Source organism: uncultured Formosa sp., from assembly GCF_947500765.1.
GTDB lineage: Bacteria > Bacteroidota > Bacteroidia > Flavobacteriales > Flavobacteriaceae > Formosa.
The window spans coordinates 79,406-92,650 of record NZ_CANMTH010000002.1 but is presented as its reverse complement, the minus strand read 5'-3'; the positions used below and the strand labels follow the sequence as shown (position 1 = coordinate 92,650).

Annotated in this window: 15 protein-coding genes; 13 read left to right on the top strand and 2 right to left on the bottom strand. The window is 32.5% G+C overall.

The window, feature by feature from the left end; genetic code table 11:
• Window positions 1-26: 26 nt before the first annotated feature.
• On the top strand, window positions 27-296 hold the full coding sequence (locus Q1B05_RS03510; RefSeq protein ID WP_299777634.1) for a hypothetical protein: 270 nt from the start codon (window positions 27-29) through the stop codon (window positions 294-296).
• A 3-nt stretch (window positions 297-299) separates the two neighbouring features.
• Here the strand turns inward: Q1B05_RS03510 and thiL are convergent, their stop codons facing one another.
• Window positions 300-1,364 carry a thiamine-phosphate kinase gene (gene thiL, locus Q1B05_RS03505; RefSeq protein WP_299777632.1) on the bottom strand — a complete coding sequence of 355 codons (1,065 nt, stop codon included), beginning with the start codon at window positions 1,362-1,364 and terminating at the stop codon, window positions 300-302.
• A 569-nt stretch (window positions 1,365-1,933) separates the two neighbouring features.
• Here thiL and Q1B05_RS03500 point away from each other — a divergent pair.
• From Q1B05_RS03500 to Q1B05_RS03445, 12 genes are all read left to right on the top strand, one after another.
• Window positions 1,934-2,263: an iron-sulfur cluster assembly accessory protein gene (locus tag Q1B05_RS03500; protein WP_299777630.1), complete on the top strand. Its 330-nt coding sequence runs from the start codon at window positions 1,934-1,936 to the stop codon at window positions 2,261-2,263.
• A 77-nt stretch (window positions 2,264-2,340) separates the two neighbouring features.
• Window positions 2,341-3,789, top strand: a complete 1,449-nt coding sequence (gene sufB / locus Q1B05_RS03495) for a Fe-S cluster assembly protein SufB (RefSeq protein ID WP_299777628.1) — start codon at window positions 2,341-2,343, stop codon at window positions 3,787-3,789.
• Window positions 3,790-3,810: 21 nt separating this feature from the next.
• Window positions 3,811-4,197 carry a hypothetical protein gene (locus tag Q1B05_RS03490; protein WP_299777626.1) on the top strand — a complete coding sequence of 129 codons (387 nt, stop codon included), beginning with the start codon at window positions 3,811-3,813 and terminating at the stop codon, window positions 4,195-4,197.
• Between the two features lie 26 nt (window positions 4,198-4,223).
• Entirely contained in the window at window positions 4,224-4,976 is a 753-nt protein-coding gene (gene sufC, locus Q1B05_RS03485; protein ID WP_299777624.1) for a Fe-S cluster assembly ATPase SufC, read from the top strand.
• A 77-nt stretch (window positions 4,977-5,053) separates the two neighbouring features.
• On the top strand, window positions 5,054-6,367 hold the full coding sequence (gene sufD / locus Q1B05_RS03480) for a Fe-S cluster assembly protein SufD (protein WP_299777623.1): 1,314 nt from the start codon (window positions 5,054-5,056) through the stop codon (window positions 6,365-6,367).
• 97 nt (window positions 6,368-6,464) lie between these two features.
• A complete protein-coding gene (locus tag Q1B05_RS03475) occupies window positions 6,465-7,679 on the top strand; it encodes a cysteine desulfurase (protein WP_299777621.1) in 1,215 nt (404 codons plus the stop codon).
• Window positions 7,680-7,728: 49 nt separating this feature from the next.
• Window positions 7,729-8,166 (top strand): hypothetical protein, encoded by a 438-nt coding sequence (locus Q1B05_RS03470; RefSeq protein WP_299777619.1) that lies wholly within the window; start codon window positions 7,729-7,731, stop codon window positions 8,164-8,166.
• Window positions 8,167-8,204: 38 nt separating this feature from the next.
• Complete coding sequence (locus Q1B05_RS03465) at window positions 8,205-8,627, top strand: SufE family protein (RefSeq protein ID WP_299777617.1); 423 nt, start codon at window positions 8,205-8,207, stop codon at window positions 8,625-8,627.
• Window positions 8,628-8,951, top strand: coding sequence for a DUF59 domain-containing protein (locus Q1B05_RS03460; protein WP_299777615.1), 324 nt, complete (start codon window positions 8,628-8,630; stop codon window positions 8,949-8,951).
• A gap of 4 nt (window positions 8,952-8,955) precedes the next feature.
• Entirely contained in the window at window positions 8,956-9,462 is a 507-nt protein-coding gene (locus tag Q1B05_RS03455) for a DUF2480 family protein (protein ID WP_299777613.1), read from the top strand.
• 67 nt (window positions 9,463-9,529) lie between these two features.
• Window positions 9,530-10,447: a DUF3078 domain-containing protein gene (locus tag Q1B05_RS03450; protein WP_299777611.1), complete on the top strand. Its 918-nt coding sequence runs from the start codon at window positions 9,530-9,532 to the stop codon at window positions 10,445-10,447.
• A gap of 138 nt (window positions 10,448-10,585) precedes the next feature.
• A complete protein-coding gene (locus Q1B05_RS03445; RefSeq protein WP_299777609.1) occupies window positions 10,586-10,879 on the top strand; it encodes an EF-hand domain-containing protein in 294 nt (97 codons plus the stop codon).
• 55 nt (window positions 10,880-10,934) lie between these two features.
• Here Q1B05_RS03445 and Q1B05_RS03440 read toward each other — a convergent pair whose 3' ends face one another.
• Entirely contained in the window at window positions 10,935-13,241 is a 2,307-nt protein-coding gene (locus Q1B05_RS03440; RefSeq protein ID WP_299777607.1) for an FdhF/YdeP family oxidoreductase, read from the bottom strand.
• Window positions 13,242-13,245 lie beyond the last annotated feature (4 nt).

Genomic DNA, 13,245 nt, shown 5'->3' with positions numbered 1-13,245 from the left:
AGTTTAAGTCCTTAATAAATTAATAAATGAAAAATTCGACTCAAAAAAAAGGAGGTTTACCTAAACTGTACTGCAATCTTTTTGGCCATAGCTACGAAGTTACCAAACAAGTTACTTACCACGTTAAAGAGTACAAATGCAAACATTGTAATCGCGAATTAACAACGTATAGCAATGGACATTTAATAGAACTAACACCTAAATTCAAAGAAATTAATTCAATATTAAACAGAATACATAGCTCAAAACAAGCCCGACTTAAAAGCCGAGCGTATTCTGAACCATCTTTTCATTAGTTATTACGACTCTTTATTAGTTTGATTATTTAAAGCATTCCAACCTTGTGCTTTTAAAGGAATTTTAGTTTCTGCACGAGTTACTAAGTTCATTCCTGAGTTTTCTTCGGTCATAAAACCAATGACTGTTAAATTAGGATTGGCTTTAATTTTAGGAAAATCTTCTTGAGAAATAGTGAACAACAATTCGTAATCCTCCCCACCACTTAGTGCGACAGTAGTTGCATCGATATCAAACTCTTCGCAAGTACTAATTAACTGTGGATCTAAAGGTATTTTGTTTTCATATAAATCGCAGCCTACTTTACTTTGTTTACAGATATGTATAATTTCTGAAGATAAACCATCACTAATATCAATCATAGACGTTGGCTTAACACCTAATTCTTTCAATAACTTCACAATATCTTGTCGCGCTTCAGGTTTTAACTGGCGCTCTATAATGTAGGTATAAGGTTCTAAATCTGGCTGACTATTAGGATTCACTTTAAACACTTCTTTTTCTCTTTCAAGAATTTGAAGCCCCATATATGCACTTCCTATATCTCCAGTAACAACCAACAAATCGTTAGGTTTAGCACCATTTCTATACACAACATCGGCTTTAGAAACAGTACCTAAAGCAGTAATAGAAATTAGCAACCCTGTTGTAGACGATGTGGTATCTCCACCAATAACATCTACACCGTAAAGTTTTGCTGCAGTTTCTATTCCAGCATATAATTCTTCAATAGCCTCTAAAGGAAAGCGATTAGACATTGCAATAGACACTGTAATTTGAGTTGCATTAGCATTCATTGCAAACACATCAGATAAATTTACAATTACAGCTTTATACCCTAAATGCTTAAGTGGCATATAACTTAAATCGAAATGCACACCTTCAACCAATAAATCTGTTGTAATAACAACTTGATTGTCTTTAAAATCTAAAACCGCTGCATCATCACCAATACCCTTTACTGTTGTTTCTTGTTTTATTTCAAAATGTTTAGTCAAGTGATCGATAAGTCCGAATTCACCTAATTGACTTAAATCTGTACGTTCTTGATTTTTATCTTCTATCATGGTACAAAAATAAGAAGCTTATTTATAATTATAACTAAACAACTCTTTGATTTTAAAATTACCATGATTAATTAAGACACAAAACAAACAAATCACCAAAAACACTTACAAACAAATATCAATACAAAACTATGATATAAGTCATGTTTTAAAACTTCAAATAGACATCTATTCCTTATTACAACCAAAATAAACCTCAGAACAAAGCAATAACAATTGCAATCAAGCTAAAAAAAGACACAACAATTATAAAGACTTCAGAGAAAACAAAACTGTTATAAAATTTTAATTCATCTAAAAAAAATCAACAAAAAAATAATTAACAAAACGCTCAACACCAAACCTTTAACATAAATAAAAATTAACAAAAAACCATTAACAAGAAGTGATAAAAAACAAAAAACACCAGACAAAATAGCGATTAAGAGAACTATTCGCATCCATTCCGGCCTTTAAAAAACAATAATTAAAATCGATCACATCATTAGTTAATATAATGTAAGGTTGTATGGTAAAACCCTACTTAAATTGTATATTTGCAGTCACTTTAGAATTAATCTATTTAATTTATGATAAAAGTATCAGATACAGCCAAAAAGAAAGTCATTGAACTAATGACAGATGATGGTTATGACACAGCTACCGACTATGTACGTGTAGGTGTAAAAAGCGGTGGTTGTTCTGGATTGTCTTACGATTTAAAGTTTGACAAAGAACAACAAGAAGAAGATAAAGTCTTTATAGACAATGGTGTAAAAATTATTGTAGACAAGAAAAGCTTTTTGTACTTAATAGGAACTACTCTTGAATATTCGGGAGGGTTAAACGGTACAGGCTTTGTGTTTAACAACCCAAACGCAAACAGAACTTGCGGTTGCGGAGAAAGTTTTTCACTATAACAAAACAAGTTTAAAGTCACTAAAAGGCATACGCGTTATGGCTTCAAACTTTTACACTTTATAATATTAAAACAAACATGAATAAGTATACAGAGGACGACTTAAGAGAAGAATTAAAAACCAAAGAATACGAATATGGTTTTTATACTGATATTGAATCAGACACTTTTCCTATTGGTCTAAATGAAGACATAGTAAAAGCTATTTCACTTAAAAAGGAGGAACCCGTATGGATGACCGAATGGCGACTTGAAGCTTTTCGAGCTTGGAAAGAAATGGAAGAACCAGATTGGGCCAATGTCAATTATGCTAAACCAGATTTTCAAGCTATAGCATACTATTCTGCACCAAAATCGGTAGATCCTAATAAAACATTAGACGATGTAGACCCCGATTTATTAGCCATGTATAAAAAGCTAGGGATTTCTGTAGACGAACAGAAGAAGATGAATAACGTGGCTATGGATATTGTTGTAGATTCTGTTTCTGTTGCAACTACATTCAAAAAAACGCTTTCGGAAAAAGGAATTATATTTATGTCTATTTCTGAAGCAATAAAAGAACATCCTGAATTAGTTAAAAAATATTTGGGTACAATTGTCCCACAAAAAGACAACTATTACGCAGCTTTAAATTCTGCAGTATTTAGTGATGGTTCTTTCTGTTATATTCCTAAGGGCGTTCGTTGTCCGATGGAATTGTCTACATATTTTAGAATTAATCAAGGTGGTACCGGACAGTTTGAGCGTACACTTCTTGTTGCAGATGCAGGGAGCTATGTAAGTTACCTAGAAGGTTGTACAGCACCAAGTCGTGATGAAAACCAGTTACACGCAGCCGTTGTAGAACTTATTGCAATGGACGATGCCGAAATAAAATATTCTACAGTACAAAATTGGTACCCTGGAAATGCTGAAGGAAAAGGTGGAGTTTACAACTTTGTAACCAAACGTGGTTTATGCGAGAAAAACGCTAAAATCTCTTGGACACAAGTAGAAACTGGTAGCGCAGTAACATGGAAATATCCTAGTTGTATTTTAAAAGGAGATAACTCTGTTGGAGAATTTTATTCTATTGCAGTAACTAACAATTTCCAGCAAGCAGATACAGGAACTAAAATGATTCATTTAGGTAAGAACACTAAATCGACCATTATTAGTAAAGGTATTTCTGCAGGTAAATCTCAGAACTCATACAGAGGATTAGTTCAAATTGGATCAAGAGCAGAAAATGCACGTAACTTCTCGCAATGCGATAGTTTATTAATGGGTAACGAATGTGGTGCACACACGTTCCCGTACATTGAAGCTAAAAATAAAACAGCACAAATAGAACACGAAGCAACAACCAGTAAAATTGGTGAAGACCAAATTTTCTATTGCAACCAACGTGGTATCGATACAGAAAAAGCTATTGCTTTAATTGTAAACGGGTTTAGTAAAGACGTGTTAAATAAATTACCAATGGAATTTGCTGTTGAGGCTCAAAAACTATTGGAAATTAGTTTAGAGGGATCTGTAGGATAATCTGACTAGAACAGTATAAAAATGAAAAACACACTTGTTTTATTACTTTTTATTACTCTTTTTATAAGTTGTAAAAGTGAAAACAAATCGGCTTCAGAATCAATTCAGACAGCACAAAACAACGCTGTTCAAATTATAGAAGGAGACTTTGTGTATTATGCAGATGCTGCTGTTTTACAAACTAAAAAAGATATTTATGGTGTTATAATTAATGCCAAAATGCACGAGTTAAACACAAAAGCAAAGGTGTTTAAAAAAGAAAACACAGATATGGTTCCTGTACAAATTAAAGGCATCATAAAATCAAAACCGGAAGGTAAAGAAGGTTGGCCATTACAAATTGAAATAACAGATATTATAACTGTTAGTCAACCCAAATTACAAGACGAAAACACAATAAAAATTTAGAACATCAATAACTAAGATATAGAGTAATGTTAAAGATTAATAATTTACACGCAAGCGTAGAAGATAAAGCAATTTTAAAAGGAATTAACCTAGAGGTTAAAGCTGGAGAAGTTCATGCTATTATGGGACCTAACGGATCTGGTAAAAGTACATTATCATCAGTAATCGCAGGAAAAGAAGAATATGAAGTAACCGATGGTGAGATTTTCTTTGACGAAGAAAATATTGAAGAGTTATCTGCTGAAGAACGTGCACACAAAGGCATCTTTCTATCGTTTCAATACCCAGTAGAAATCCCTGGTGTTTCTGTAACAAATTTTATAAAAACAGCAATTAACGAAACGCGTAAAGCTAAAGGTTTACCAGATATGCCAGCTAACGAAATGTTGAAGTTAATTCGTGAAAAATCTGAATTATTAGAAATCGATAGAAAATTTTTATCACGTTCACTTAACCAAGGATTTTCTGGAGGAGAGAAGAAACGTAACGAGATTTTTCAAATGGCTATGCTAGAACCTAAATTAGCTATATTAGACGAAACAGATTCTGGATTAGATATCGATGCATTACGTATTGTTGCTAGTGGTGTAAATAAATTAAAAAGCAAAGACAATGCTGTAGTGTTAATTACACACTACCAACGTTTATTGGACTATATCGTTCCAGATTTCGTGCACGTATTGTACAACGGTCGTATTGTAAAATCAGGTGGTAAAGAATTAGCACACGAATTAGAAGAAAAAGGATACGATTGGATTAAAGAAGAAGTGAACGCTTAAACATTAGTTAACCGTATTTAATAAGTATTTATCCTTTTAAAAACTTACTAAAAACAAAGACTAACAACAAAAGACAAATGAATTTAAAAGAAAAATTAGTGTCTTCGTTTATGGCATTCGAAAATAAAATCGATGTCGATGCGCCAGTGCATGAAATACGAAATGAGGCTATTAAAATATTTGAGACTAAGGGATTTCCTTCAAAAAAAGATGAAGCATGGAAATATACTTCGCTAAATAGTATCTTAAAAGAAAACTATAGCGTGTTTCCTAAACAAGAAAATGCCTTAGAATTTAGTGAGGTAAGATCTTATATGTTACATGAAATGGACACCTATAAGATTATTTTTATAGATGGCAAGTATTCTTCACATTTATCTCAAACAACTCACGACGGATTCGATATTTGCTTAATGTCTAGCGCTTTAAACAACCCTAAGTATCGTTTAGTTATTGAAAACTATTTCAATAAAATTGCAGAAAAAGATGGCCTAACCTCATTAAATACAGCATTCGCTACAGAAGGAGCTTATATTCACATCAAAAAAAATAAATTGGTTAATAAACCAATTCAGATTTTACATTTCTCTACAGGTTCTGAAGAAGCCGTAATGCTTCAACCAAGAAACTTAATTGTTGTAGACGAAAATAGTCACGTACAAATTATAGAACGCCACCAAAGTTTAACAGATAATCCTGTTTTAACAAATTCGGTAACCGAAATTTTTGCAAATAAACGTGCTATTGTAGATTATTATAAACTACAAAATGATAACAAAAATGCGACACTTATAGACAATACGTTTGTAAACCAAAAGCAAGAAAGTCATTGTTTTGTACACACGTTTTCTTTTGGAGGAAAATTAGTTAGAAACAACCTTCACTTCTACCAAAACGGAGAACGTATTGATTCTACACTAAATGGAATCACTATTATAGGAGATAAACAACATGTAGACCACAATACGTTAGTACACCATATCGAACCAAATTGCGAAAGTCACCAAGATTATAAAGGTATTTTTGCAGATAACAGTACAGGTGTCTTTAACGGTAGAGTTGTTGTAAATAAAGAAGCACAAAAGACAAACGCATTCCAGTCTAACAATAATATTTTATTAAGCGACAAAGCAACAATAAACAGTAAACCACAATTAGAAATTTTTGCAGACGATGTAAAATGTTCTCATGGGTGTACTATTGGTCAATTAGACGAAAGCGCTATGTTTTACTTGCGTTCTCGTGGTATTCCAGAAAAAGAAGCTAAAGCATTACTTATGTATGCCTTTAGTAATAACGTCTTAGATTCTGTAAAAATACCTGAAATTAAAACACGTATTACTAAAATTATAGCAGAGAAATTAGGTGTAAACCTAGGTTTCGATCTTTAAAATTAGAAGCTAATTCCAGCTTTCGGCAGTCGCTTTTTTCTCGCATACTCGAAAAAGAGCTCCAACAACTGCCTCTATCTGGGCTAAAAAAAACATTATGTTTAACGTTGAACACATCAGAAAAGATTTCCCTATACTTAACAGACAAGTAAATGGCAAACCTTTAGTGTATTTAGATAATGCAGCAACATCACAAACCCCTAAACAAGTTATAGATGTTATTGTAGATTACTATAGCAACTATAACGCAAACATACATCGTGGTGTACACCGTTTAAGCCAAGAAGCTACAGACGCTTACGAGCAAGCACGTATAAAAATTCAGAAGCATTTTAATGCTAAGTTTTCTCATGAAATTATTTTTACTGCAGGAACAACACATAGTATTAATTTAGTAGCAAACGGATTTTCAAGCCTATTAAAAAAGGGAGACGAGATTATCGTTTCGGCTCTAGAACACCATAGCAATATTGTGCCTTGGCAAATGTTATGTGAACGCACTGGAGCGACACTTAAAGTAATTCCGATGAATTTAGAAGGTGAATTAATTATGTCAGAATACGACAAACTCCTTTCTAAAAATACCAAATTGGTTTTTGTTAATCATATCTCGAATGCTTTAGGAACTATAAATCCTATAGAATATATTATTGAAAAAGCACACGCTGTGGGTGCTGCTGTATTAGTAGACGGTGCACAATCTTGCCCACATATTAAACCAGATGTTCAAGCATTAGATGTAGACTTTTATGTAACATCTGCTCATAAAATGTGTGGACCTACTGGCCAAGGTATGCTTTACGGAAAAGAAGAATGGTTAAAAAAATTACCACCATATCAAGGTGGTGGTGAAATGATTGCCGAAGTCACTTTCGAAAAAACAACTTATGCAGATTTACCTCATAAATTTGAAGCTGGAACACCCAACATTTGTGGAGGAATAGCTTTTGGAGCAGCCATAGATTATATAAACGCTATCGGGTTTGATGCTATTGCAAAATACGAGCACGAACTTCTAGATTATGCAACCGAGAAACTTTCGGAAATTGAAGGTTTAAAAATTTACGGAACATCTAAGCATAAAACATCTGTTATTTCATTCAACCTAGACGGAATACATCCATACGATGTCGGTACCATTTTAGATAAATTAGGGATAGCTGTAAGAACAGGTCACCATTGTGCACAACCTGTAATGGATTTTTATAAAATACCAGGAACTGTAAGAGCATCTTTCGCTTTTTATAATACTAAAGAAGAAATTGATACCTTAGTAAATGGTGTTAAAAAAGCTAAAATGATGTTATCTTAAATACAGGTAGACTCCTTTTTTTGTAATTTTCTAATATCAATTTTATACTATGAAATATTTCACAATCTTAGTAACTATTATATTATGTACCGCTTGCGGAATTACTAAAAATAGTGCTGTAACTGCTCAAAATGATGTCTTAATAGAATACAAAGCAATTACTAGAGGTTATTTCTTAGAAATAAAAATAGAAAATCAAGAAATTCTTGTTAAAACACAACAACAAGGTCCAGATAAAATTATAACTATTTCTAAAACAGAATGGGATATTTTAATGGATAAATTACATGCTATAGATTTAAAGACACTACCTACTCTAGAAGCACCTTCCATGAAACGAGCACATGATGGAGCAGCTTCAGCAAGGTTAAAAATCATTGAAGAAGATACTGTGTATAGTACTACAGAATTTGATCATGAGAATCCTAACAAAAAAATTAAACCTTTGGTAGAATATATTTTATCTCTTTCTAAAAAGGTTGAATAACATACTTACAATTAGTAATTTTGATAAAAAATTAAGCCGTGGCTATACAAGATATACAAAACGAAATTATTGACGAATTTTCAATGTTTGAAGATTGGGAAGAACGTTACCAATATATGATTGATTTAGGTAAAACGTTACCTTTAATCGAGACAAAATATAAAACAGACGACAATCTTATTAAAGGTTGCCAAAGTAAAGTTTGGGTACATGCTGAGATGAAGGATAATGCAGTGATTTTTACAGCCGATAGTGATGCTATTATCACTAAAGGAATTATTGCTATTTTAATCCGTACATTTTCTAATCAACACCCTAAAGACATACTAGACGCTAATACCGATTTTATAGATGAAATTGGTCTAAAAGAACATTTGTCACCAACGCGTGCTAATGGATTAGTAAGTATGATTAAACAATTAAAAATGTATGCCATTGCATACCAAACACAATTGAGCTAAATGAGTACAGAACTAGATACAGCCGTATTAGGCGAAAAAATCGTTAAGGTATTAAAGACCATTTTCGATCCTGAAATTCCAGTAGATATTTATGAATTAGGATTAATTTACGACGTATTTGTAAATGAAGATGCTGAGGTTAAAATATTAATGACGTTAACAACACCTAATTGTCCAGTTGCAGAAACTTTACCTTTAGAGGTTGAAGAGAAAGTAAAATCTTTAGATATGGTTAAAGATGCAGAAGTAGAAATTACTTTCGATCCACCATGGAGTCAGGATTTAATGAGCGAAGAAGCAAAATTAGAATTAGGCATGCTTTAATTATATGGCAGAAGACATTATAAATAGAGTTGCGAGTAGCAAGCTTAAAGTTTTAGACCTAGAAGACTATTATCCGTCTGGTGCTAGAATTTTAATAGATATCAAAGATTGGCTTCTAGAAGGCTTAGTCCTTCGAGAAACCGATTTCAGGACTCTAATTGCTGCACATAATTGGAAGCAATACCAAAGCACATATGTTGCATTAACGTGTAGTACAGACGCTATCATACCATCTTGGGCTTATATGTTAATTACATTAGAATTAGAACCTTTTGCTAAAAAAACAGTTTTAGGCAATTTAGACCAATTAGAAACATCTATTTATCAAGACATTATAAATACTCTAGATGTTTCTGATTTTAAAGATGCTCCTGTTATTATAAAGGGCTGTTCTAAAAAACCTGTACCTGATAGTGCATATGTCATGATTTCGAACAAATTAAAACCTATTGCACGATCCATTATGTTTGGAGAAGCGTGTTCAAGTGTTCCGCTTTATAAAAGAAAATAAGATTTTGCTTTCATTTTGAGAAACTAGGTTATAAGTTTGCAACTTAAATTATGAAAATAATAAAATTATGAAAAGAATTTTAACAATTTGCCTTTTATTGGTAGCTACAGTATCTTTTTCTCAAACTAAAGAAGAATTACAGAGTCTGAAAAGTGTTAAACAGGATTCTATAAATGCACTTCAATCTGAAGTGAATGCATTGAAATCACAAATTGATGCTTTCCCAGGATGGCATTATGGTGCTTTTGGAACTATTGGTGCTAACTTATCAGAATTCAGTAATTGGTACCCTCAAGAAACACCAAACAATTCTGCAGGTAACATTACAATAACTGTTAATCCTTACGCTAAATTAAACAGAGATACTTTTTTCTGGTACACTAATGCAAACATTAACCTTAGCTGGGTAAAATTTGATGACAAAGATGACAATACCGACAATGATGACTATAGTCAAGCAACAGACGTATTTACAATAACTTCTCTTTATGGTTATAAATTAAGTGATAAATTAGCTGCTTCTGGTTTAGCAGAGTACAGAACAACTCTTTTAAACAACTTTAATGATCCAGGTTACTTAGACTTAGGTGTTGGTATTACTTGGACACCAATTTCAGAATTAGTAGTAGTTGCTCATCCTTTAAACTACAACTTTGTATTTAGTAATGGTGATTCAGAATACGAATCTTCTTTAGGTGCAAAAATTGTAGCAGACTACAATAAAGCTTTTGGAAAGTTAAAAGTAAAATCTAATTTATCTTTATTCCAATCTTACGAAGATTCTAATTATTCAAACTGGACTTGGACAAACGGACTTTCATACACAGTTTGGAAAGGAATTGGACTTGGTTTTGAATTTGGATTAAGAGGAAACAGACAAGAAGCATATAATTATGCTATTACAGAAGGAACAACAACTACATTAGATGATGTAGATAATGATTTACAATCGTACTGGACATTTGGTCTTAGCTACGGTTTCTAATCTAAAAGAATATATTTATTTCAAAAAAGGGCTTCAATATAATATTGAAGCCCTTTTTAATTTTATTAAAAAAACAAATTAAACTTCTGTAAAACAAAATAGTCTAACACTTATATTAACATGATAAAAAAACAACACATGAAACTAATTAAAATCAGTGCTTTAGTGCTAGTCCTATTAAGCTTTTCTAATATTAGTGCACAAGAAGAAAAACAAAAAAGAGATCCGAAGGTTGCTTTTGAAAGACTTGACACAAATGAAGATGGTAAACTAAGTTTAGAAGAATTAGAAGCTAGAGAAGTAAGAGTAAAAGAAAATGATGAAAACAAAAAACCACCTGTAGATACTAAGAAAATGTTCGCAAGAAAGGATAAAAACTCTGATGGTTTTCTTGATTTAGAAGAATTTTCTGCCAGACCTCCAAAGAAATAATAAATTACACTTTGTAATTACAGAAAATCTTCAATATTACATTGAAGATTTTTATTTATAATGTTACGCTTTTCTCTACTGTAACTTTTACAGATTTACTTATTGGCGTATTACTTTTAACAGCATATTCATCTATAGGGATTAACGGGTTCGTTTCAGGATAATAGGCCGCTAAATTTCCTATTGGAATATTATACGGAATTACTAAAAAATTAAAGACTTTACGTTCTTTCCCTTTATAATTACTCGTTAAATTAACAACATCGAATTTTTTATATTGATATTTCTCCATATCGGTTTCATTCATAAACAAAACACGTCTTTCATTAAACACTCCTCTATAACGATCATTTAAACCATAAATAGTTGTATTAAATTGATCGTGAGAACGAATACTCATCAATAAAAATTCGTCTGCTTTTAGATTGTGACTAGGTAATTCTATAACCGTAAATTGTGCTTTTTTATTTGGTAACCTACTAAAATCTAAATCACGTACATTGTTAGGTAAATAATAGCCTCTACCTTTCGATTTAGAATTCACATCTTCAAAACCACGGACAACTTGCCCCATTTTTTCACGAAGCAAATCGTAATCTGCACTTAACAACTTCCATTCTACAGGATGATTACCTTTAAAATAAGCATCTGCAATACCTCCAATAATATCTGGTTCACTTTTAATATCTTCAGAAATCGGATTCAAAAATCCTTTAGATTGATGCACAACACCCATACTATTTTCTACAGTAAAATGACGTTGTTTACCTGCTGTAAAATCTTGATCAGACCGTCCTAACGTTGGTAATATTAAAGCCGTTGTACCAACAATACAATGACTTCTATTAAGCTTGGTACTAATTTGCACAGTAAGATCACAATTTTGTATCGCTTGGGCTGTATACGCCGTATCTGATGCTGCAGAAACAAAGTTACCTCCTAATGCCAAAAAAACTTTAGCTTTCTTATTGTACATAGCTTGTATCCCTCTTACAACATCGTACCCCATATCTTCTGGCGGATTAAAGCCAAAGGTGGTTTTAATCGCATCGTTAAAAGATTTGGATATGTAATGCATAATACCAACTGTGCGGTCTCCTTGTACATTACTATGCCCCCTAACAGGACACGTTCCTGCCCCAGGTTTACCTAAACTTCCTTTTAAAAGTAACAGGTTAACACATTCTTTAATATTGTTTACGCCATTTTTATGTTGAGTTAACCCCATGGCCCAACAAATAATTATTTTATCAGACTTAGCAAGTAGCTTAACAACTTCATCGATATCTTTATTATTAACACCACATAGATTTAATAACTCATCATCGGAATGTGTATCTAACTGAGACATAATAGACTGATAACCTTCTGTATACTTTTCTATAAATTTATGATCGAAAACATTATGATTTATAGCATCTAATGTTGCTAATCTTTTCTGTATCAATTTTAATAAAGCAACATCTTGATTTATTTTAACCTGCAAATGGTAATCTGCTAATTTATGTCCGTTGCCAATAATACCAGAGATTTCTTGTGGGTTTTTAAATCGCACCAACCCTGCTTCTGCTAATGGATTTACACTCACAATGTATCCGCCATTAGCTTTACATTTTTCTAAAGCCGATAACATTCTGGGATGATTGGTGCCTGGATTCTGACCAATAACCATAACAACCTCGGCCTTATCAAAATCTTCTAATTTAACAGATCCTTTTCCTATGCCTAGTGTTTCAGAAAGGCCTACACCACTAGATTCATGACACATATTAGAACAGTCTGGCATATTATTAGTACCAAAAGCTCTCGCAAATAAACCATATAAAAATGCAGCTTCATTACTAGATCTTCCTGAAGTGTAAAAAATGGCTTCGTTAGGATTATCTAACTCGTATAAATGTTCTGCAATAACTTTAAAAGCATCTTTCCAACTTATAGGTTCATAATAAATCGCTCCAGGCTTTAAAAGCATTGGTTGGGTAAGACGACCACTCTTTCCTATTTCATAATCTGTCCATGTAGAAATTTCTTCAATAGAATATTTTTTAAAGAAATTAGCATCAACTTCTTTATTTGTGGCTTCCTCAGACAATGCTTTTGCACCATTTTCGCAATATTCTCCTAACTTAGAACGCTTTGCAGGATCTGGCCAAGCACAACCTGGACAATCAAAGCCATCTATCTGATTCATATGTGATAAGGTTTTTAAAGACCTAACTACTCCCATTTCCTTAAAAACATGCCCTAAAGCTACTTTTACAGCAGTTAGTCCTGCAGCATGATCTTCAGCTTCTTTTAATTCAATTCCTGTAAAAGCATTAGAACCTTCAATCTCAACATTCCTATGATTTAGTTTAGACATATAC

Excerpts from the sequence above, each read along its gene's own strand:
- Q1B05_RS03510 (WP_299777634.1), top strand. The coding sequence starts at position 27 with ATGAAAAATTCGACTCAAAAAAAAGGAGGTTTACCTAAACTGTACTGC.
- thiL (WP_299777632.1), bottom strand. The coding sequence starts at position 1,364 with ATGATAGAAGATAAAAATCAAGAACGTACAGATTTAAGTCAATTAGGT.
- Q1B05_RS03500 (WP_299777630.1), top strand. The coding sequence starts at position 1,934 with ATGATAAAAGTATCAGATACAGCCAAAAAGAAAGTCATTGAACTAATG.
- sufB (WP_299777628.1), top strand. The coding sequence starts at position 2,341 with ATGAATAAGTATACAGAGGACGACTTAAGAGAAGAATTAAAAACCAAA.
- Q1B05_RS03490 (WP_299777626.1), top strand. The coding sequence starts at position 3,811 with ATGAAAAACACACTTGTTTTATTACTTTTTATTACTCTTTTTATAAGT.
- sufC (WP_299777624.1), top strand. The coding sequence starts at position 4,224 with ATGTTAAAGATTAATAATTTACACGCAAGCGTAGAAGATAAAGCAATT.
- sufD (WP_299777623.1), top strand. The coding sequence starts at position 5,054 with ATGAATTTAAAAGAAAAATTAGTGTCTTCGTTTATGGCATTCGAAAAT.
- Q1B05_RS03475 (WP_299777621.1), top strand. The coding sequence starts at position 6,465 with ATGTTTAACGTTGAACACATCAGAAAAGATTTCCCTATACTTAACAGA.
- Q1B05_RS03470 (WP_299777619.1), top strand. The coding sequence starts at position 7,729 with ATGAAATATTTCACAATCTTAGTAACTATTATATTATGTACCGCTTGC.
- Q1B05_RS03460 (WP_299777615.1), top strand. The coding sequence starts at position 8,628 with ATGAGTACAGAACTAGATACAGCCGTATTAGGCGAAAAAATCGTTAAG.
- Q1B05_RS03455 (WP_299777613.1), top strand. The coding sequence starts at position 8,956 with ATGGCAGAAGACATTATAAATAGAGTTGCGAGTAGCAAGCTTAAAGTT.
- Q1B05_RS03450 (WP_299777611.1), top strand. The coding sequence starts at position 9,530 with ATGAAAAGAATTTTAACAATTTGCCTTTTATTGGTAGCTACAGTATCT.
- Q1B05_RS03445 (WP_299777609.1), top strand. The coding sequence starts at position 10,586 with ATGAAACTAATTAAAATCAGTGCTTTAGTGCTAGTCCTATTAAGCTTT.
- Q1B05_RS03440 (WP_299777607.1), bottom strand. The coding sequence starts at position 13,241 with ATGTCTAAACTAAATCATAGGAATGTTGAGATTGAAGGTTCTAATGCT.